The organism is Erythrobacter sp. S227 (assembly GCF_057364925.1).
Map to the genome: position 1 here is coordinate 179963 of NZ_CP200280.1, position 20445 is coordinate 200407.

The 20445-nt window shown below is 59.6% G+C and carries 18 protein-coding genes; all 18 read left to right on the forward strand.

Annotation, left to right across the window (positions count from 1 at the left end; genetic code table 11):
• Positions 1-6: 6 nt before the first annotated feature.
• The 18 genes from murD to AC0V6Q_RS00890 all read left to right on the forward strand — a co-directional run bounded on the left by murD (position 7) and on the right by AC0V6Q_RS00890 (position 20416).
• Positions 7-1416 carry a UDP-N-acetylmuramoyl-L-alanine--D-glutamate ligase gene (murD, locus tag AC0V6Q_RS00805; protein WP_486166547.1) on the forward strand — a complete coding sequence of 470 codons (1410 nt, stop codon included), beginning with the start codon at positions 7-9 and terminating at the stop codon, positions 1414-1416.
• 68 nt (positions 1417-1484) lie between these two features.
• Positions 1485-2654, forward strand: coding sequence for an FtsW/RodA/SpoVE family cell cycle protein (locus tag AC0V6Q_RS00810; protein WP_486169215.1), 1170 nt, complete (start codon positions 1485-1487; stop codon positions 2652-2654).
• Positions 2654-3874 carry an undecaprenyldiphospho-muramoylpentapeptide beta-N-acetylglucosaminyltransferase gene (gene murG / locus AC0V6Q_RS00815; protein ID WP_486166548.1) on the forward strand — a complete coding sequence of 407 codons (1221 nt, stop codon included), beginning with the start codon at positions 2654-2656 and terminating at the stop codon, positions 3872-3874. The genes AC0V6Q_RS00810 and murG overlap by 1 nt, the downstream gene beginning before the upstream one ends.
• The gene (gene murC / locus AC0V6Q_RS00820; RefSeq protein WP_486166549.1) at positions 3871-5322 is read left to right on the forward strand and encodes a UDP-N-acetylmuramate--L-alanine ligase; all 1452 of its coding nucleotides are present in this window, start codon (positions 3871-3873) and stop codon (positions 5320-5322) included. The genes murG and murC overlap by 4 nt, the downstream gene beginning before the upstream one ends.
• A gap of 8 nt (positions 5323-5330) precedes the next feature.
• Positions 5331-6302, forward strand: coding sequence for a UDP-N-acetylmuramate dehydrogenase (murB, locus tag AC0V6Q_RS00825; RefSeq protein WP_486166550.1), 972 nt, complete (start codon positions 5331-5333; stop codon positions 6300-6302).
• Positions 6299-6823 carry a DUF4262 domain-containing protein gene (locus AC0V6Q_RS00830; protein ID WP_486166551.1) on the forward strand — a complete coding sequence of 175 codons (525 nt, stop codon included), beginning with the start codon at positions 6299-6301 and terminating at the stop codon, positions 6821-6823. The genes murB and AC0V6Q_RS00830 overlap by 4 nt, the downstream gene beginning before the upstream one ends.
• Complete coding sequence (locus tag AC0V6Q_RS00835) at positions 6820-7818, forward strand: D-alanine--D-alanine ligase (protein ID WP_486166552.1); 999 nt, start codon at positions 6820-6822, stop codon at positions 7816-7818. The genes AC0V6Q_RS00830 and AC0V6Q_RS00835 overlap by 4 nt, the downstream gene beginning before the upstream one ends.
• Positions 7811-8728 (forward strand): cell division protein FtsQ/DivIB, encoded by a 918-nt coding sequence (locus AC0V6Q_RS00840; RefSeq protein ID WP_486166553.1) that lies wholly within the window; start codon positions 7811-7813, stop codon positions 8726-8728. The genes AC0V6Q_RS00835 and AC0V6Q_RS00840 overlap by 8 nt, the downstream gene beginning before the upstream one ends.
• On the forward strand, positions 8728-10074 hold the full coding sequence (ftsA, locus tag AC0V6Q_RS00845; protein ID WP_486166554.1) for a cell division protein FtsA: 1347 nt from the start codon (positions 8728-8730) through the stop codon (positions 10072-10074). The genes AC0V6Q_RS00840 and ftsA overlap by 1 nt, the downstream gene beginning before the upstream one ends.
• Before the next feature lie 179 nt (positions 10075-10253).
• Positions 10254-11975: a cell division protein FtsZ gene (gene ftsZ / locus AC0V6Q_RS00850; RefSeq protein ID WP_486166555.1), complete on the forward strand. Its 1722-nt coding sequence runs from the start codon at positions 10254-10256 to the stop codon at positions 11973-11975.
• Between the two features lie 118 nt (positions 11976-12093).
• Positions 12094-13569: a tetratricopeptide repeat protein gene (locus AC0V6Q_RS00855; protein WP_486166556.1), complete on the forward strand. Its 1476-nt coding sequence runs from the start codon at positions 12094-12096 to the stop codon at positions 13567-13569.
• Between the two features lie 181 nt (positions 13570-13750).
• Entirely contained in the window at positions 13751-14257 is a 507-nt protein-coding gene (locus tag AC0V6Q_RS00860) for a type III secretion system chaperone family protein (RefSeq protein ID WP_486166557.1), read from the forward strand.
• A gap of 43 nt (positions 14258-14300) precedes the next feature.
• A complete protein-coding gene (locus AC0V6Q_RS00865; protein WP_486166558.1) occupies positions 14301-15113 on the forward strand; it encodes a pyrroline-5-carboxylate reductase family protein in 813 nt (270 codons plus the stop codon).
• Positions 15114-15262: 149 nt separating this feature from the next.
• Positions 15263-15994, forward strand: a complete 732-nt coding sequence (locus tag AC0V6Q_RS00870; RefSeq protein WP_486166559.1) for a Bax inhibitor-1/YccA family protein — start codon at positions 15263-15265, stop codon at positions 15992-15994.
• A 242-nt stretch (positions 15995-16236) separates the two neighbouring features.
• On the forward strand, positions 16237-17190 hold the full coding sequence (locus AC0V6Q_RS00875; RefSeq protein ID WP_486166560.1) for a hypothetical protein: 954 nt from the start codon (positions 16237-16239) through the stop codon (positions 17188-17190).
• A gap of 103 nt (positions 17191-17293) precedes the next feature.
• Positions 17294-18364, forward strand: a complete 1071-nt coding sequence (gene obgE / locus AC0V6Q_RS00880) for a GTPase ObgE (protein WP_486166561.1) — start codon at positions 17294-17296, stop codon at positions 18362-18364.
• Complete coding sequence (proB, locus tag AC0V6Q_RS00885; RefSeq protein ID WP_486166562.1) at positions 18349-19491, forward strand: glutamate 5-kinase; 1143 nt, start codon at positions 18349-18351, stop codon at positions 19489-19491. Before obgE ends, proB begins: the two co-directional genes overlap by 16 nt.
• Positions 19492-19501: 10 nt before the next feature.
• Positions 19502-20416, forward strand: a complete 915-nt coding sequence (locus AC0V6Q_RS00890; protein ID WP_486166563.1) for an NAD-dependent epimerase/dehydratase family protein — start codon at positions 19502-19504, stop codon at positions 20414-20416.
• The last annotated feature ends 29 nt before the right edge of the window (positions 20417-20445 follow it).

Below are 20445 nucleotides of genomic sequence, written 5' to 3' on the forward strand. Positions count from 1 at the left end.
GCCCTAGTGATCACTTCTTCCGCCTTTGCCAACAAACGATACGCGGTCCTCGGGCTCGCGCGATCAGGTGCGGCAGCGGTGGAGGCGCTTCTGGCAAGCGGCGCAAAGGTTACCGTTTGGGATCGTCAGGATGTGGCGCGTGCACCGTTTGAAGGACGCTGCGAGATTGCCGATCCGCTGGAGATGGACCTGACCGGCTTTGACGGCCTTGTCGTTTCGCCCGGAGTGCCGTTGAACACGCATCCGATTGCGGCCCATGCGGCAAGGTTTGGCGTGCCGGTGATCGGCGATATCGAATTGTTCGCTATGGCTCGCAAAGACCTGCCCGCGCACCGCGTCGTTGGCGTGACGGGCACCAATGGCAAATCGACCACCGTCGCTCTCATCCACCATATCCTTGCAATGGCGGGGCTCCCCGCGTTGCTTGGCGGGAACATTGGCGAGCCGATCATGGGTCAGGATCCGCTTGAGCCCAATGGCCAAGGTACGGGCGTCTATGTGCTGGAGCTGTCGAGCTATCAGATCGACCTCTCGTTTGGCCTCGATTGCGAGGCGACGGCGCTCACCAATATCACGCCCGACCATCTTGATCGCTATGACGGCTTTGCCGCCTACGCCGCATCCAAAGCGCGCCTGTTCAAAATGCAGAGCGAGAGCGGGCTTGCCGTGTTCGGTTCGCTTGAAGAGCCAGCAGGCGCGATTTTTGAAACCGAACGCACCCGCCGCCCTGCTGGCAGAGCGGTCGCAGCCGACCTTGAAGCGATTGCCGGGCTTCAACACGAATGGCCAAGCCTTCAAGGGCCCCACAATCTCGAAAACGCCGCCGTGGCCGTTGCAATCGTCGAGGAGCTCGGCGTGACAAAGGCGCAGTGGCAGCACGCGCTAAAACGCTTTCGCAGTCTGCCGCACCGCATGGAATTTGTGTGCGAAGAACACGGCGTCACATTCGTCAACGACAGCAAGGCGACCAACACCGCCTCTTCTGCGCCCGCACTGGCCGCTTACCCGCCGCGCACCGAAATCCGCTATGCTGCGCCGCGCGTCCACTGGATTGTCGGGGGGCTGGCCAAAGAGGATGGCCTTGGCGCTTGCGAGGACATGCTGTCCAATATCGCGGCGGCTTACACCATCGGTGAGGCAGGCCCGCATTTTGCCGATCTGCTCGAAGGCCGCGTTCCCAAGGTGGAGCGCTGCGAACTTGTGTCCGAAGCCGTTGCCAGAGCGCGCGATGCGGCACAGCCCGGCGATGTCGTGCTGTTCAGCCCTGCCTGCGCCAGCTTTGACCAGTTTCGCGACTATGAAAACCGCGGCGACCACTTCCGCAAGCTTGTCGGCGTGATCGCAGAAGAAGGCGACTGCGAGCCAGCCGCTTTCCCGAACACCGATGCAGATTATATCAAGGGGGAGATCGCGTGAGCCTCTCTACTAATGGCACCAACGTCAATTCGGTTCGAGGCGACGCCCGCTTCCACGCACCCGTTGCAGTGCGCCGCGGATTTGCGGACCGTGTGCTCATCTGGTGGCGCGAAATTGATAAGGTGCTCTTGGGGCTCGTCATCTTGCTGATGGTTTTGGGGACGGTCGCTGTTGCGGCCGCATCGCCTGCTGGCGGCAAGCAATATGGCGTCCACGAATTTGCCTTTCTCCAGCGTCACATCGTGTTTCAGGTGATGGGCCTTGGCGTTATCCTCGGGGCTTCGTTCTTGAGCCGGGAGGACGCGCGAAGGCTCGGAATTCTGCTCGCGGTCGTCATGCTGTTCCTGCTTTTGCTCGTACCCTTGATCGGGGTGGAGAAAAACGGTGCGCGCCGGTGGCTGAATGTCGGCATGTCATTGCAACCGTCCGAATTTTTGAAGCCCGGCTTTGCGATCCTGCTTGCGTGGATGCTTTCGTGGAGGATGCGCGATCAAAGCCTGCCCGTGCTCGGTTACGCGACGCTCGCGATGGTGCTGGTCGCCGCGCTTTTGATGCTTCAACCCAACCTTGGCGCAACCATTCTGTTTGGCGGCGTGTGGTTTGTGCTGGTCCTTTTGTCAGGCGTATCGCTCGCGAAAATGGGTGCTTTGGTTGGCGCAGGGATCGGCGGTCTGACGGCGGCCTATTTCCTTTATGACAATGCGCGCTACCGCATCGACAGCTTCCTTGGCGGGGGCACGGCCTACGACCAGGTGTATCTGGCAGAGCGCACGCTTACTTCTGGCGGGTGGACAGGCAGTGGCCTGTTTCTGGGCACGCGCAAAATGCAATTGCCCGAGGCACACACCGATTACATCTTCTCCGTCATCGGTGAAGAGTTCGGCCTGCTCGCCTGCGCCGTCATTCTGCTGTTGTACGTTGCGATCATTACCCGTGCGCTGGTCCGGCTTGTGAATGAGGAGAACCTGTTCGCGACACTTGCTGCTGCTGGCCTTGCGACGCTTATCGGTGGACAGGCGTTCATCAATATGGCCGTCAACCTCCAACTCTTCCCGTCCAAGGGCATGACGCTGCCATTGGTAAGTTACGGGGGATCATCGACGCTGGCGATTTGCCTAACCTTCGGACTGCTCTTAGCGATTACCCGTCGTAATCCCTTCCTGGAGCGCGAGAAGCCGGGCCTCAAAGACCTGCTGGGACGTTCCGGGGCCGAAGATAGCAAGCCGAGAGCGTTTTGATGAGCAGTGAGACACCCACAGGCGCAAGCCGCCATTTTGTTTTGGCCGCAGGGGGAACCGGTGGCCACCTGATCCCGGCCTTTGCCTTGGCAGAGGAACTGCACGCGCGCGGGCACCATGTGGCACTGATCACGGATGAGCGCGGCGCGAATATTCCGGGTAAGCCTGATTTCCTCACCGCCCACATTTTGCCCGCAGGCCGCATTGGCAAGAACCCGTTGAAATGGATCGGCGGTATTCGCGCAATTCTTGAAGGGCGCAATATGGCGCTGCGCCTGTTTGAAACATTTGAGCCTTCGGCAATTGTCGGCTTTGGCGGATATCCTGCGTTTCCCGCATTGCTGGCCGCCAGCGCGGTTGATCTGCCAAGCGCGGTGCACGAACAAAACGCGGTGCTGGGCCGGGTGAACCGCCTGCTTGCGCGCAAAGTGAATGCGATTGCGACATCTTACCCGCAAGTCGCGCGGCTAAAGCCCAAATATGCCGACAAGACGCATTTGGTTGGCAATCCGGTTCGCGAAGAGGTCTTGGCGCTGCGTGATGAGGATTTCCCCGCGCTCACCGAAGAGGGATTGCTCCGCGTGCTCATCACGGGCGGTTCGCAAGGGGCAAGCGTCCTTTCCGAGATTGTGCCAGACGGCCTTGCGATGTTGCCCCCTGCGCTCAGATCGCGTCTTCAGGTGACACAGCAGTGCCGCAAGGAAGATCTCGAGGCGGTGCGCGAACGCTATGCCAATCACGATATTCCTGCCGAGCTTGGCACCTATTTCGAAGACATGCACGAACGCCTTGCCGATACGCATCTGTTCATCGGGCGCGCGGGCGCATCGACGATTGCAGAGCTGACCGCTGTGGGCCGTCCGGCAATTCTCGTCCCGCTGCCGATTGCGACCGATGACCATCAGGCCGCGAACACAGGCGAAGTGGTCAAGGCAGGCGGCGCGCGCATGATCCGTCAGGAAAAATTCACGCCCAAAGAGCTCGCCAAACAGATTCAGGCACTGGCGCAAAACCCGGCAAGCCTTTCCAACGCTGCCCACGGTTCGTGGAATTGCGGCCGTCCAAAGGCGGCCAAGGACCTCGCCGATCTGGTCGAAAGCATGGGCGGTATCGACCTGATGGACGTTATCCGCATGGGCGAGGGCGCTCCTAAAGCTTCGGCGAAAGCGACGAAGACACAAACCGCGACCCGCGACAGCTTCAAGGATATTGCTGCGTGAAGGGTGTTGGCACCGATATTGGCACGATCCATTTCGTCGGTATTGGCGGGATTGGTATGTCCGGCATTGCCGAGGTGATGCACAACCTTGGTTATACGGTGCAGGGCAGCGACATTGCCGAAGGGCCAAGCGTAGAACGTTTGCGTGAGCGCGGTATTACGGTCCACATCGGCCACAGACGCGAAAACGTCGAAGGATCGGCGGTCGTCGTAACATCGACCGCCGTGCGCCGCACCAATCCCGAAGTTGCCTGCGCTCTTGAACAGCGCATCCCTGTGGTACGCCGCGCCGAAATGTTGGCCGAGCTGATGCGCCTTAAATCCACCGTCGCGGTGGCAGGCACGCATGGCAAGACGACCACCACAAGCATGATCGCAAGCCTGCTGGACAAGGGGCAGGTTGACCCCACCGTCATCAATGGCGGTATCATCGAGCAATATGGCTCCAACGCGCGTCTGGGTGATAGCGATTGGATGGTGGTTGAAGCCGATGAAAGCGATGGCAGCTTCTTGCGGCTTGATGGCACCATCGCGGTTGTCACCAATATCGATCCCGAACACCTCGATCACTATGGCGATTTTGACGGTGTCAAACGCGCCTTTGTCGAGTTCATTCACAACGTCCCCTTCTATGGTGCTGCGATACTGTGCGTGGACCATCCAGAGGTTCAGGCCGTCATCGGCGAAGTGCGCGACCGCAAGGTTGTGACCTATGGCTTCTCGCTTCAGGCCGACATTTGCGGCGTCAATGTTCAGCCCTCTGACGGCGGCAACACCTTTGATGTGATCGTACGTCAGCGCGGAGAGGAAGACCGCCGGATCGAAGGCGTGCACCTTCCCATGCCGGGCCGTCACAATGTGCAGAATGCTCTTGCCGCGATTGCGGTTGCGGTTGAAATGGGCTGCGCTGATGATGTCATCCGCGAAGGGTTCGGCAGCTTTAGCGGCGTGCGCCGCCGCTTTACCAAAGTTGGCTCTATCGCGCTGGACGGCGGCCCTGGCAAAAGTGGTTCGGTCGCTGTGATCGACGATTACGCCCACCACCCGGTCGAGATTAAAGCCGTTCTTGAAGCTGCGCGCGAAGCCGTCGCATCAAAGGACACCGGCGGCCGCGTAATCGCCGTCGCACAGCCCCACCGCTACACCCGCCTGCGCGATCTGATGGACGATTTCCAAAGCTGCTTTAACGAGGCCGACATGGTCTTTGTGACCCCCGTTTACGAAGCAGGCGAGGACCCGATCGAAGGCGTCGATGCAGCCGCCCTTGCAGCAGGTCTCAGATCACGTGGACACCGCTCGGCGCAAACCACTGACAGCCAAAGCGACCTCGCCGCCACACTGGCGCAGGAAATCGCACCCGGTGACATTATCGTGTGCCTCGGGGCGGGGGATATCACCAAGTGGGCCGCTACCCTTGGGTCAGCTGTTTCAACGATAAGAGGGGCATGAGCTCTCAAATGAATAGCAATCAATTTGGCGAATGTAACAATCTGGACACTGGCCGCGCGCCCAGCTGCGCCGTCGAAGGCAGCGCGGGCGCGCCTGTTCCGGTGGACGCCGTGCGCGGAAAACTGACTAAGGATGCGCCACTCGCCAAACATGTTTGGTTCAAAAGCGGTGGCAATGCCGATTGGCTGTTTGAACCGGCGGATTTGGACGACCTCAGAACCTTTCTCGAAGCGCTCGACCCTAGCATTCCTGTGATGCCTTTGGGCGTTGGTTCCAACATGATCATCCGTGACGGCGGCGTACCAGGCGTAGTGATCAAGCTGGGCGCGCCTTTTGCTCAAGTGGAGGTGACAGGCGAAACGGCTTTGGAAGCGGGTGCCTTTGCTCCGGTCAGCATGGTTGCGCGCCGCGCGGCAAAGGCTGGCATTGACGGCCTCAGGTTCTTTATCGGCATCCCCGGCTCGGTCGGCGGCGTCACCAAGATGAACGGCGGATGCTATGGCCGCGAGACCTGTGATGTGCTGGTCGATTGCGACGTGATCCTGCCGGGGGGTGAGTTCGTGACGCTCTCCAATGCGGACCTCCAATATTCCTACCGCCACTCTGCCTTGCCAGAGGGCGCGGTAGTGGTTGCCGTGCGTTTCCAGGGCTTTCCCGGCGATCCGGAAGAGATTAAAGCGGACATGGCGCGCATCTCGAACCAGCGCAAAGAGAGCCAGCCTATCGGGTCAATGACAGGCGGGTCGACCTTCAAGAACCCTGAGGGGCATTCGAGCTGGAAACTGATCGATGATGCAGGTCTTCGCGGGTTTACCCACGGCGGGGCACAGGTCAGCGAAAAGCACTGCAACTTCCTCATCAACACTGGCACCGCTACCTCGAGCGATATCGAGGAGCTTGGCGAGCTGGTGCGCGAAAAAGTCTACGCCAATTCAGGCATTCAGTTGGAGTGGGAAATCCGCCGGGTGGGGCGTCCATGAAAAATTGGTTCGGACGCAGCGGGCTGAACAAAGCCGAAAAGGAAATCGTCAGCAATGTCGATAAGCACGGTTGTCATCTGACCGGGGTGTTCGATCCTGACGATGGAGATCCGCCTTTCGTCTATTCGATCGGTTTCACAAAGACGATTGAGAAAGTGTCTGATCAGACGAAGCCTGAAGCGATCATCTTTGGCCTTCCGGGAGACCTTTGCGGCCCTGCGCTCAATGGGTTGCTTGCGACAAGCGTTGCCGGGCATACAGAACTTTCAGATGGTGAGCGGATCGAGGGATTCTTTGGTGACTATGATGGCATAGTTCGTCAGGTCCATCCGAGTTGGATCATCCCGGATTATTTTGGTTCTGCCATCTGGTACCATGAAACTCAAATGGGCCGCGCATTAAACTCGGCGGTTATGATTGTGTGGCCTGACAAAGACGGCATTTTTCCTTGGGAAGATGGTTGCGAGGACTGGGTTCGGGCGGATCAACCGGCCCTTTATGAGGCGAGGCTAAACTCATGAACCCTCCCCAAAACCCTCCCACAAACCCCCTTCACATCGTCGTCCTCATGGGCGGCTGGGCGAATGAGCGTGAGGTTTCCCTTATGTCGGGCGCGGGCGTTGCCGATGCGCTGGAAATGAACGGGCACCGCGTCACGCAGATTGATATGGACCGCGATGTCGCGGCCAAGATCGCAGCGGCAAAGCCAGATGTCGTGTTCAACGCGCTCCACGGTGTGCCGGGCGAGGACGGAAGCGTTCAGGGCATGCTTGATCTGATGGGTATTGCCTACACGCATTCGGGTCTCGCGACCTCAGTCATCGCGATCGATAAACAGCTCACCAAGCAGGCGCTCACGCCTCATGGCATTCCGATGCCGGGCGGCCGGATTGTGCCATGCGATGAGCTTTATGAACGCGACCCGCTGCCGCGTCCCTATGTGCTCAAGCCCGTCAATGAAGGGTCGTCCGTTGGTGTTGCGATCATCACCGAGGACTCCAACGTCGGCAATCCGATTTCCCGCAGCGCCAAGGGGCCTTGGCAGGAATTTGACGAGCTTCTCGCCGAGCCCTTTATCAAGGGGCGCGAGCTTACCACCGCTGTGATCGACGGGGCATCGGGTCCGCGCGCTTTGGGCGTGACCGAACTCATTATCGAGACCGGTTTTTACGACTACGAGCACAAATACACCGAAGGGCGCACGCAGCATGTGTGCCCTGCGAAAATCCCGCCTGAAATCGCTGCACTGTGCGAAGACTACGCGATACGCGCGCACAAAGTGCTAGGCTGTCACGGCACCAGCCGCACCGATTTTCGCTGGGACGAAGAGCTGGGCGAAGAGGGCTTGTTCGTCCTCGAAACCAATACACAACCTGGCATGACCCCGCTTAGCCTTGTGCCTGAACAGGCGCGGGCAGCGGACATCGGATATGCCGAATTGGTCGAATTGATCGTGATGGAAGCGATCCGGGTTCATGCAGACAAGTTGAAAAAACAGGAGAGCGCCGATGGCTAAAATCACGCGTTCAGGCGGCAAGGGCGTGCGCCGCGCTGCGAAATCGCAGAGCCGGGCTGCAACCGCGCGCCGGGCAAAGGCAACCACGGGCGGTATTCTTGACCGGTTGATGGGCCTGTTTCCTTTCACCGAGGAACAGTGGAGCACGATCTGGCTTACCATCATTATTGGCGGCGCTGTGGGCATTGCCTTTGTTATTGCAAACCTTGCTGGCGTCCCTGCCATGGCGAAGGCGCAAGTTGCTGTGCTCGCGTCTGATGCCGGGTTTGAGGTGAAGCACGTGCGCGTCACAGGCACAAACCGGATGGACGAACAGCAAATCTACGCCCGCGCTCTGGCACAAAAAGACCGGCCAATGCCTACGGTCGAACTGGAAGCCTTGCGCGAGGAATTGCGCGAACTGCCGTGGGTCAAAGACGCGCGCGTGTCGGTCCAGCTTCCCTCGACGCTTGCCATCGACATTGTAGAGCGCAAACCCCACGCCGTCCTTGAAAAGCCCGATCGCCTTATGCTGATTGACGCCGAAGGAGTGGAGCTGGAACCGGTTGCCAAGGACCAGACCGGCGACAAAATGCGTATCTCTGGACCCGGCGCTGCGAAACAAGTGGCTCCGCTTGAAACACTGCTTGCCTCCGCGCCTGCCCTCGTCCCGCAATTGGAAAGCGCAGAATGGGTGGGCAATCGCCGCTGGAACCTGACGTTCAAAAGCGGGCAGGTGCTGGCCCTTCCCGAAGGCGCCGAAACATCGGCAAGCGCTCTCATCAAGTTCGCCCGTATGGACGGGCAGAACCGTTTGATCGGCGGGCAGGTTGCAACCTTCGACATGCGCTCGCCGCCTCGCATTTACATGCGGGTCCCGGGCCGCGCTGATGCGGTTGAACTTGCCGATAATGGAAGAGGAAATCGATAATGGCGCTAAGCAAAACCGCTGCAAAGCCCGCGCCAGCCAAAGCGAGGCCACCCAAAGCCAGATTGGCCAAGGTTTTTGGCGCGGTGAATGTGGGCTCGTTCCGCATTTCCGCGATGATTATGGGCGAGACCGAGACAGGCGATCTCGTGGTGCTCGGCTCTGGCCACAGGGCGAGCAACGGGGTCAAGCGGGGCTATGTCACCGATATGAAAGCGGCGACCTATGCAATCCGCGATGCGGTTGAGCGCGCGGAAAAGAACGCGGGCACCAATGTGCAAAGCGTCTGGATCGCATGCGCAGGCGCTGGCCTTAAAAGTACGATCACTACGGTTGAAACCGAAATTGGCGGTCGCCGGATCGAGGAAGATGACATCGAGCTCCTTCTCCTTGAAGCGCGTGACCGCATCCATCCTGATGGCCGCAGTGTGCTGCACGCCATTCCGGCGCACTACACTCTCGATGGGGCGCACGGCGTTGCAAACCCGCGCGGTCTTCATGCAGAGCGGCTGGGCGTGGATATCCATGTCATGCTCGCCGATGGGGCGCCTGTGCGCAACCTTATGGAAGCGGTCCAGAATGCGCACCTTGATGTAGAGGCCGTGGTCGCAGCCCCGCTTGCCTCGGGCTATGCCTGCCTCACCGAAGAAGAGCGTGACCTTGGCGTGGCGCTGGTCGAAATCGGTTCGGACGTCACCAATGTCTCCGTTTTTGCAGCGGGTATGCTGCTGGGCCTTCGGTCCATTCCGCTTGGGTCGGGCGACATCACCGATGCGGTGGCAAGCGCCTTTGGCATCCGCCGCTTTCAGGCAGAGCGCCTTAAATGCGTATCCGGTTCCGCCATCGCTTCACCCAGCGATCACCGCGAGATGATCCCGGTGCATGGGCCAAGCGACACCGAAGCAGGGGCGAGCGGAAACGCACGCGGCGCAGACGACAAGAACCGTATTGCGCGCGCAGAGCTTATCTCCGTCATCACTCAAAGCCAGTCCATATTGATGGGCGAAATTGGCAAGGCATTGAAAGAGCTTGGCTTTGCCGGCGTACGCGGCGGTCAGGTGGTGCTGACCGGTGGCGGGGCGGAGCTTGCCGGGCTCGCCGAATTTGCGCAAAGCGCGCTTGCGATGCCGGTTCGCATTGGCAGGGCGCCGACCCTGACCGGATTGCCGGAAGCCCACGCAACACCGGGCTTTTCCGGGCTTGCGGGCCTTTGCCTTTATGCAGCAGTGGACCCCATTGATATTCGTGCGGTCGGCACAAGGTATAGCGAAACCCAGGATTTCGGCGGCTCCGTGAACCTGTTTGCAGGGCTTTCGCGGCTATGGCGTGCGCTGAAAGAGAACTTTTAAATGGCACCTGAATTCAGTTATTTGCGCGGTGCTTTTGTAAATCCATGAAAACGGGCGGCAAATGCCCGCTGTGGATAATGAAGTGTTAAGTATAACGGACACATCACGAATGTGTCACAGAAGTCTAACTTTAGGTTAGGCGTGTAGAAACTAGACCAGAGGTCTGGAGGATTAAGGCGATGAGCATCAATATCGGACCAGCTGCGACGGATGATCTCCGTCCCAAAATCACAGTTATCGGAATTGGCGGTGCAGGCGGAAACGCGATCACCAATATGATCGATTCCGAGATCGAGGGCGTCGAGTTTATTGTCGCGAACACTGACGCGCAGGCGCTCAGCTCGTCTCCGGCAGAAACCCGAATTCAGCTTGGCCCGGACATCACCGGCGGCCTTGGTGCAGGTGCCCGTCCCGAAGTGGGCAAGGCAGCGGCCGAAGAAACCGTATCGCAGATCGAAGAGGCGCTCGAAGGCGTCAACATGGTCTTTATTGCTGCGGGCATGGGCGGCGGCACGGGCACAGGTGCGGCGCCCGTCATCGCAGAAGCGGCGCGGCGCAAAGGCGTTTTGACCGTCGGCGTTGTGACCAAGCCATTCCTGTTCGAAGGCACGCGCCGTATGCGCGCAGCCGAAGCAGGCATCGCCGAGCTCCAAGAGCATGTCGACACTCTGATCGTTATTCCGAACCAGAACCTCTTCCTCGTCGCCAAGCCTGAGACGACGTTTAAACAGGCGTTCCAGCTTGCTGATGAAGTGCTGCAACAAGGCGTGCGTTCGATCACTGACCTGATCGTCAATCCGGGCCTTATCAACCTCGACTTCGCCGACATTCGTGCAGTGATGAGCGAGATGGGCAAAGCGATGATGGGCACAGGCGAGGGCGAGGGTGAAAACCGCGCTCTTAACGCGGCAGAACAGGCGATCGCCAACCCGCTGCTCGACGGTGTTTCCATGCAAGGCGCTCGCGGCGTGATCATCTCGATCATCGGCGGCGAAGACATGACGCTGATGGAACTGGACGAAGCGGCAAACTACATCCGCGATCTGGTGGACGAAGATGCCAACATCATCTGGGGCAGCGCGTTCAATCCTGATCTTGATAATAAGATCCGCATCTCGGTTGTCGCAACCGGCATTGAAGCGGTCGCTGGGGCCGAAGCGCCGCGCGCGATCCCGCAAGGGCTGTCTGCATCGCGTCCACCCAAGCGCCCGGTCCTTGATCTGGCAGGCGAGACCGAAACGGCTGCGGAAGAAGAAACCAGCAGCGCGCCGCGTATTCCGGCAATTGCAACGCCGATGGCCGACCTCTCGAAAGAGCACGGCGAGGATGATGCGTCCATGGACGTCTCCGAACCTGAAGGTGATTTAGGCGATGACGACGGCAGGGGCGATGCAGAGGAAAAAGGCGGTTCTGAACCGTTTGATCTCTCCGGTATGCAGGCCGGCGATGACATGGGCGATACAGGCGATGACGTTGACGAGATCATCGACCCACTCGCCGGACTTCGCGGAGCCGAGGACGAAGATGCTCTTCCGGTCGAAGAGGACACTCTCGATCTGGGCACAGAGTTCCAGGACGGGGCTCCTGAGGAATTGACATCGGTCGAATGGGCTGCTGCACAAGATGCAGGACAGGATGGGGGCGGTTCATCTGATGGTGACGACCTTCTCTCTGACGCGGATCGCCTCGCACAGCGTGATGGGCCGGTAGAACCGCGATCCGGCGGTGGGGCCGCAGGTGGTGGATCCGGCGGAGGTGGAGCGACCTTGTTTGAACGCATGGCCAATCTGTCGCGTTCTTCGGGCTCTTCTGACGATGAAGACCGCGATGATGACGACGATGGCGATGACGCACCCGCTTTGTCGATCCCGCGTTTCCTCGGGCGCCAGAACAACCAGTAAGCTTTCCAGCAATCGGCCCGCGCAATTTCCTCGGCCTGTCGGCTGAGGAAGGCTGCTTGTCCTAATCGGGCGCGCGCGCCTTTTTACAAGGGCTCTGACTACTGGTAACGCTTCGCTTGTGACACGTTATTTGACCACCGGCCTTACCGGCGCTTTCGCCGGGGCCCTCACCCTGATCTGCTCTCAACCGGCACTTGCGCAAGATGCGACCTCTCGCGAAGTGGTCCAGCCTTTGCCGTCTCCGCAGGTGCAGCGGCTCAACCGCGCCTTGCTGGAGATCGCCCGGCGGCCGCAAAGCGTTTCCGCGCTGCTCGAGGCGGGCGATGCCTCGCTCGACCTCGGTGATCTCGACGCAGCTATCGGCTTTTACGGAAGGGCAGCGGAGCTGGGCCCCAATGATCCGCGCGTGAAACTTGGCCTGGCTCAGGTCTATTTGCGTTCCGGCAGGCCGGTTGAGGCCTTGCCCCTGTTGCAAGAGGCCGAAAGTGCAGGCGCACAATTGCGCGATGTTATCGGTGCGCGGGCCTTGGCCTATGATCTTGTCGGAGATCAGGAGGCGGCCCAGACTGCTTATGCTTCGGCATTGCAGCTGAGCCCTCAGGATGACGAGGTGCGGCGGCGATTTGCGATTAGTCAGGCAATTTCCGGCAATGCGACCGGATTTCAGGAAACGCTCGCCCCGCTGATCGAGGCGCGCGATGTGGCAGCGTTCCGGACGCGGGCATTCGGGCTTGCCATTCTGGGTGAGCAGGAGCGGGCAGAGGGGATTGTGAACTCGATCATGCCGCGCGATTTGTCTGCGCGCATCAACCCTTACCTTGCCTATATGCCCCGTCTTACTCCGGCGCAGCAGGCAGCGGCGGCAAACCTTGGCATTTTTCCGCGCGCGGCGGACATCGGGCGCGAAGATCCCCGCATCGCCCGCTTTGCCCGGGAGAGTGAAAGTGGCGCGCTGCTCGAACCTGTAGGGGAGCCTCTTGGCAGCCCGGTTGTCCCGGTGGAGCAGACTTTGCGCGAGGTTGTTCAAACGATTGAACCCCAACCCGCTCAAATACCTTCAGAAACCAATCCGGAGGCCGCCCTGCCGCAGGTCGCGACCCGCGAGGTTTCAGAAACAACGCCAGCAGAGCAGACGCCCCCAACAGCCACAACGGCCACTCCCGCCATTACAACCCCTCCCGCAAGCGTCGCTGACGCATTTGCCGATCTTGATAGCGCATCATTGCCTACAGTGCAGGCAAGCGGGAACGCCGTCGATATTGCCGCGATAGAGGTGCCGCGCGAGGTTAGGCCCGAGCCAGCATCTGAACCTGCAAAACCTGATCATCCCCGCCGCATTTGGGTGCAGCTTGCAACAGGGCGCGATGTTAACGCGCTGGGGTTTGACTGGCGCCGTTTCTCGCGGCGTGCTCCGGAATTGCTTGGGCGTTTAGAGCCGCATGTAACGCCGTGGGGACAGGCCAACCGCTTGCTCGCAGGACCTTTTGATAGCAGGAGCGAGGCGCGGCGACTGGTCAATGCCTTGAGCGAGAAGGGGATCGAGACCTTCACCTATACCAGTCCGGAAGGCACTGAAATCAAAGCACTTAAGTAATTACCTTGGTTCTTCCACGGCTTTCTGTGCACAGGGTTTGAACAAGGCAGAACGGTTCTCCCCAAGAGTTGGAGGTGCGGCGGATTGCCAAATGGGCAGGCCAGCGTGCATCTCTCCACTCGATGCAAAACGACGCTCCTCTTTTCCGCCCCCTTTTGGTTAACCTTGCTCGAGGTGACCAATGAGACCGCGCGAAGCCGAATTCACCGCGAATGATGACGCAGCCCCGATCGAAATGCTCGCCGCATTGTTCGAAGCGCGCGATTGGGAAAGCGAAATCGTCTCGGACGATGAAATGGTGGGCGAGGTTCAGGGAAGCTGGGCCAAATACCAATTGCGCGCGATCTGGCGCGCTCAAGACAATGTGCTCCAGTTCTTGTGCCTCCCCGATATCCGCGTCACGTCCGAGAAAAAGCAGAGCGCTTACGAGCTTCTTAGTCTCGTGAACGAGCAGGTGTGGCTGGGGCATTTTGACATCTGGTCACAGGGCGATGTGCTGATTTATCGTCACGGCGCGCTTCTTGGTGATGACGGGATGCTTTCGATCCAGCAGGCGCAAACGCTGGTGGAAAATGCGATTGACGAGTGCGACCGGTTCTACCCAGCATTCCAGTTCGTGCTGTGGGGTGACAAATCGCCGCGGGCCGCCTTGGATGCGGCAATGGTTGACGCCGCCGGGGAAGCGTAACCACATACAGGTCTCGATTTTGGCAGACTGGAAGGGGAAGGCGATGGCGCAGATCAGGAAACTTCTCATCATCGGGTGCGGAAATATGGCTGGCGCAATGCTGGCCGGGTGGCTGGCCGCTGGTTTTGATCCCTCGCGGTTCTCGATCCTGAGCACATCGCTTGAAAAAGCGCCGGACGGCATTCCTCTGTACCGCAATGTATCGCAAGCTCTTGCCGCCGGAGACCACGATGCAGTGATGCTGGGCTTCAAGCCGCAGCAATTGGGGACGCGTTCGCCGGAAATTCAGGCGCTTACCGGCGAAGGGATTGCGGTTTATTCGCTTCTTGCCGGGATCACACTTAAACAGCTCAAAGGCGCGTATCCGGATGCATCATCGCACATTCGCGTGATGCCCAACCTTGCGTGCCGGGTGAACAAGTCGCCGATCATTCTTGCGCAAGATGGCATGGGCGAGAGTGATCGTGACGACGCATTCGCATTCTTCGATCCGCTTGGCACGGCGCTTTGGCTGGACGACGAGGCGAAATACGATCTTATGACCGCTCTTGCGGGCTCTGGCCCGGGCTTTGTTTATCGATTCATCGATGCCCTGGCCGAGGCGGCGGTGGGGCTCGGCCTTGACCCTGATCAAGCGACATCTCTGGCGCTTGCGACGGTCGATGGCGCATCGACCCTGGCAGCGATCGCTGATGCTTCGCCAGGCGCACTTGCCGATCAAGTGGCGAGCCCGGGCGGTATGACCCGCGAGGGTTTGAATGTGCTGGACAATGAAAAGGCGCTCGTCAAACTGCTTACCCGCACGCTTAAAGCGACGGCTGATAGGGGCGCTCAGCTGTCTGCCGGGGCCAGTTGAAACGCTTTGTTAATGATAAATCGGCGTAATCTGAACGCCATTCGTCGATTCTGCGCCGGTTTCGCTTGAAAATCCCGCGCAAAAGACCGATATTCACATCCAGAAGGCGCGTATTTCCGCGTCACTATTGGAGACAAAAGGGATCCAAAATGTCTGATTGGAAAGAGACGCAACAATTTGGTTCTGTGCCACGCGCAGGCGGAGATGTTGCAGGGCGTGAGACCTATGACGAAGGTCTGCGTTCGTACATGCTCTCGATTTACAACTACATGGCCTCGGCTGTGCTGTTGACCGGTATCGTGGCTGCAGGTGCTGCTGCCACTGGACTTGCATACGCTTTTGCAGGTGGTCCGCTGATGTGGATTGTCAGCCTGGCGCCGCTCGGCTTCATCCTCGCGATGAGCTTTGGCCTGCACAAAATGAGCTACGGCACGCTGCAAATCGTGTTCTGGGCGTTCGCGACCGTCATGGGCCTGTCGATGTCGACAATCTTCCTCGTGTTCACGGGTGAATCCATCGCTACGACGTTCTTTGCGACCGCAGCCGCCTTCGCAGGGCTTTCGCTGTTCGGTTACACCACGAAAAAAGACCTGTCCGGCATGGGTTCGTTCCTCATCATGGGTGTTATCGGCCTGATCGTTGCAATGGTCGTCAACTGGTTCCTCCAGTCTGAAACCATGGCATTCGTGATCAGCGGCCTTGGCGTGCTCATCTTCGCAGGCCTCACCGCCTACGATACGCAGCGCCTGAAGAATGATTACCAGTACCTTCGCGGCACTGAATTCATGGGCAAAGCGGTGATCATGGGCGCGGTCAGCCTGTATCTCGACTTTGTGAACATGTTCATGTTCCTGTTGAATTTCCTGGGTAGCCGCGAGTAATCGCCAAACGGGCGAAATTCGCTCACCCGCATATTACTCACACAGCATTCAGCTGTTGAAACCTAAAGATGCCCGGAGCCTTACCATAGGCTCCGGGCATTTCTTTTGGCATGAAGACGCTCGACTAAACGTGGCTTAACCGGTGCAGCTTTGAGCTTTTACGCACTAACCTGCATTGCCTTAGCCAAGCGATCCAGCCATGCATGCATGGCAAGCGGCCATATGGGCGAGGAACACAGATAATGACAAACAATGCGGCTCAATCCCCTCAAAAGGCTGAAGGGGGAAAAAGTGCCCCGGTTCGTATAACAGCAGCAGCGCTGGCGGTTTCATTGCTGGGCGCATGTGCGACCCCTGCGCCGCCACCGCCGCCCCCTCCTCCGCCACCTCCACCTGCGGCTGAACGCACGCCCTATCGGCCCCTTCCACCGGGCGGTGCTTCCTATGTGATGCAGATGCCATTGAAGGACGCGAGCGGGGACCGGTTTACCGTGAATTCGGCGCTTTCGGATGACGAACGGGTCTGGCACTTCCGGTCTGCATGGAATGTTGCGGCGCTGAACTGTACCGCGGCGCGGTATCAACCGATCCTCACCGCTTACAGCTCCTTTATCAGCGATCATTCCCGCGAGATCCGGCGCATCAACGACCGGATCGAAGCCGATTATCGCCGCGTAAACGGTGGCCGCCGCGCCGGTATTCTGGCGCGTGAAGAACGGATGACCGCGGTCTATAATTACTTCGCGCTCCCCCCTGCGAGGGCCGGGTTCTGCCGCGCTGCGCTCGATATCTCGAACCGTGCGATTGCCACCCCGCCAAGTGATCCCACAACCTTTGCAGCGGCCAATTTTGAGCTGCTCGAAGCGCCATTTGATACCTTCTTCGACGATTATGAGCGCTATCAGCGGCTGTCGGCGGATTGGGATGCAAGGTATGGCGATCTCTACGGCCCGTCCCAGCCCGGCTGGGTCGCCGTTCAGGAAGCGCGCAGAAATGGCGTGCCCGTCCCAAGCGCGCAGGGCAATCCGTCCGCGACACTCGCTCAGCCGAGCGCCCTTGCAGGCGGGATTGCGGATCAGGAGACAGGAGTCGTCGTCCCGGTAGTCCCCGTCCAGGAGGATTTCGTCTCCCAACCTGTTACACAACCCGTGGCCAACGAGCCGTCGGGCCAAGCGGAAGACGACAGCACGGGTTAGCCTTTGCCTTGCGGTGATGCCGCGAGCGCTCTAGTGCAGCCCTGATTTACAGAGCCGCAAAACCTGCGGCTGCGCGCCTGTGGGCGCTTGAGGCTTTAAAACAATGCACTTTCTTGACCAGGCCAAAATCTATTTGCAATCGGGCGCAGGCGGTCCCGGCGCAGTTTCGTTCCGGCGCGAGAAATATGTCGAATATGGCGGCCCGGACGGGGGCAATGGCGGCAAGGGCGGCGACATCGTGCTTGAGGCGGTTGCGGGCCTCAACACGCTTATCGACTTTCGTTATTCGCAGCACTTCAAGGCCAAGCGCGGCAATCACGGGCAGGGCAAGGACAAGACTGGCGCAAGCGCGCCCGATCTTGTGATCAAGGTTCCCGTTGGCACACAGGTCCTGTCCGAAGACAAGGAAGAGGTGCTCGCAGACTTCACCGAAGTGGGGCAGCGCGAGGTTTTCCTTGAAGGCGGCATGGGAGGGCGCGGGAATGCGTCCTACAAAACCTCAACCAATCGCGCGCCAAGGCAACATCAACCCGGTGAACCATCGGAAGAAATGTGGGTGTGGCTGCGCCTGAAACTGCTCGCGGATGTGGGTCTGCTTGGCCTTCCCAATGCGGGTAAATCGACCTTTATCAATGCGGTGTCCAATGCGCAGGCGAAGGTCGGGCACTATGCCTTTACGACCCTCGTGCCCAAGCTTGGCGTAGTGCGTCACAAGGGGCGCGAGTTCGTGCTTGCCGACATTCCTGGCCTCATCGAAGGCGCGGCGGACGGTGCCGGTATCGGCGACCGCTTCCTTGGCCATATCGAGCGGTGCCGCGTGCTCATCCACCTGATCGACATTGCCGGCGATGACCCCGCCGAGGCGATGCGTGTGGTGCGTGACGAGCTTGCCGCATATGGCGCAGGGCTTGAAGACAAGCCGCAATTGGTCGCGCTCAACAAGCTTGATCTGGCCGATAAGGAGCTGGGCGAGGCATTCTCAAAAGAACTGCTTGATGCAGGCGCGGACAAGGTGTTCACCGTGTCCGGCGTCAGCGGTGAGGGGATCGAGCAATTGCTCGACGCGGTGCTTGGCTATCTGCCCGACCGCACATCGACCGAGACCAAGACCGTCGAAGTCGAAGACGAGAGCACGCTTGGTGTAGGGGAAGAGGGCGAATGGTCGCCGATCTGAAGCCAATGGCTTTCGCTTCGATCAAGGATACAGCAAGCGCCAGGCGCATTGTCGTGAAAGTCGGCAGCGCGCTTCTGGTGCGCGATGGAAACCCTGATGCCCCGCTTATCCGGTCGCTTGCGAAGGATTTGGCGCAGCTTCGCCAAAAGGGCGCTCAAATTATCGTCGTAAGCTCGGGGGCGATCGCTCTGGGCGCGTCGCGTTTGGGCCTTCCCAAGGGGGGGCGGGCAAGCCTTTCCGATGCGCAAGCGGCTGCGTCTGTGGGCCAAGTGGCTCTCGCTCAATTGTGGGCAGATGTGCTGGGTGAACACGACTTGATCGCTGCCCAGATGCTGGTGACGCTTGACGATCTTGAGAACCGCCGCCGCTATCTCAACGCGGCTGCCACGCTCGATCGCTTGCTTGAGGCAGGCGCAGTGCCAGTCGTGAATGAAAACGACAGCGTTGCGACCGAAGAAATCCGTTTTGGCGACAATGACCGGCTTGCGGCACGCGTTGCACAGGCGGGCAATGCCGATGCAGTGCTGCTTTTGTCGGATGTCGACGGGCTCTATGACAAGCCGCCCGGCGAAGAAGGCGCGACGCTGATTGAGCGGGTCGAGGGTGTTACTCCTGAAATCATCGCTATGGCGACCAGCGATAGTTCATCTGGCATGGGCTCTGGCGGGATGCTGTCAAAGCTTCAGGCGGCCCGTATTGCAGAGCGCGCCGGGATTGCTCTGGCGATTATCAACGGCACGCAAAGCTCGCCCATCACCCGTGCTGTCGATGCAAACCGGGGCACGATCTTCCTGCCCGTGCGCAGTGATAATGCGCGCAAAAGCTGGCTTGGCGGAAGGATTGCGCTTGAAGGCGTGCTGACCGTCGACGCTGGCTGTGTCAGTGCTCTTCAAGCTGGCGCAAGTCTTCTTGCAGCCGGTCTCACCGAGGTGGAAGGTGAATTCCAACGCGGCGCGCTTGTGTCCTTGCACGGTCCCAAGGGGGAACGATTGGGACAGGGCCTCGTTGAATATTCCAGCGAAGAATGCCGCGCGATCCTTGGCTTGTCTGGCACAGAGCAAGAGGCAAAGCTGGGCTATGCGCCGCGTGCGGCTGTTGTTCACCGCGATCATATGGTGCCTGAGTGAGCATGAAATTATGAGCAAAATTGCGATCACTGGCGCGACCGGATTTGTCGGCAAGGCGACGCTGGATGTGGCCTTGCACAAGGCGATGAAAGTGCGCGCGCTCACCCGCCGTCCAGCGGTCCCGCGTGACGGGGTGGAATGGGTGTCGGGCGCGCTCGACAATGCGGCGTCTCTGGATGAGCTTGTCGAGGGTTGCGATGCGGTGATCCATATCGCCGGGCTCACCAACACGCCCAATGTCGGCCGGTTCGAGGCGGCCAATGTCACCGGCACCGCCAATATGATTGCGGCGACGAAGAAGGCAGGGGTCGAGCGTTTCGTCTTCGTCTCGTCACTGTCGGCGCGTGAACCCGATCTATCGGCCTATGGCACATCCAAAGCGCGCGCTGAAAAGCTCGTCCAAGACAGCGGCCTTAACTGGACCATTGTGCGTCCTCCTGGCGTCTATGGCCCGGGCGACAAGGATTATCTCGACCTCTTCAAGGCGGCAAAACTGGGCTTTGTGCCGGTGCCGCCGGAAGGGGCAAGCTCGCTTATCCATGTGGAAGATCTGGCGCGGCTTTTGGTGGCGCTTGTGCCCGCCAATCCCAAGACCAAAGGTCAAATGTACGAGCCATGGGACGACAACGCCTATGGCTACACCCACAAGGACTTGGCCAAGATGATCGGGGAGGCGGTTGGCAATCCCAATGCGGTTGCCGCATCGCTTCCGCCGCAAATCATGCAATGGGGTGCAAAGCTTGACGGGCTTATCAGAGGCAACAAGGCGAAACTGACCGAAGACCGCGTGGGCTATATGCTTCACAAGGATTGGGTGAGCGACCTTCGCCGCGCGCCGCCGATATCCATCTGGCAAGCGGTCTGGGACGCAGAGGCGGGCCTTAAAATGACCGCCGAATGGTACAAGGATAAGGGCTGGCTGTAGCGCCAATGTGCATCCCCGCGCAGGCGGGG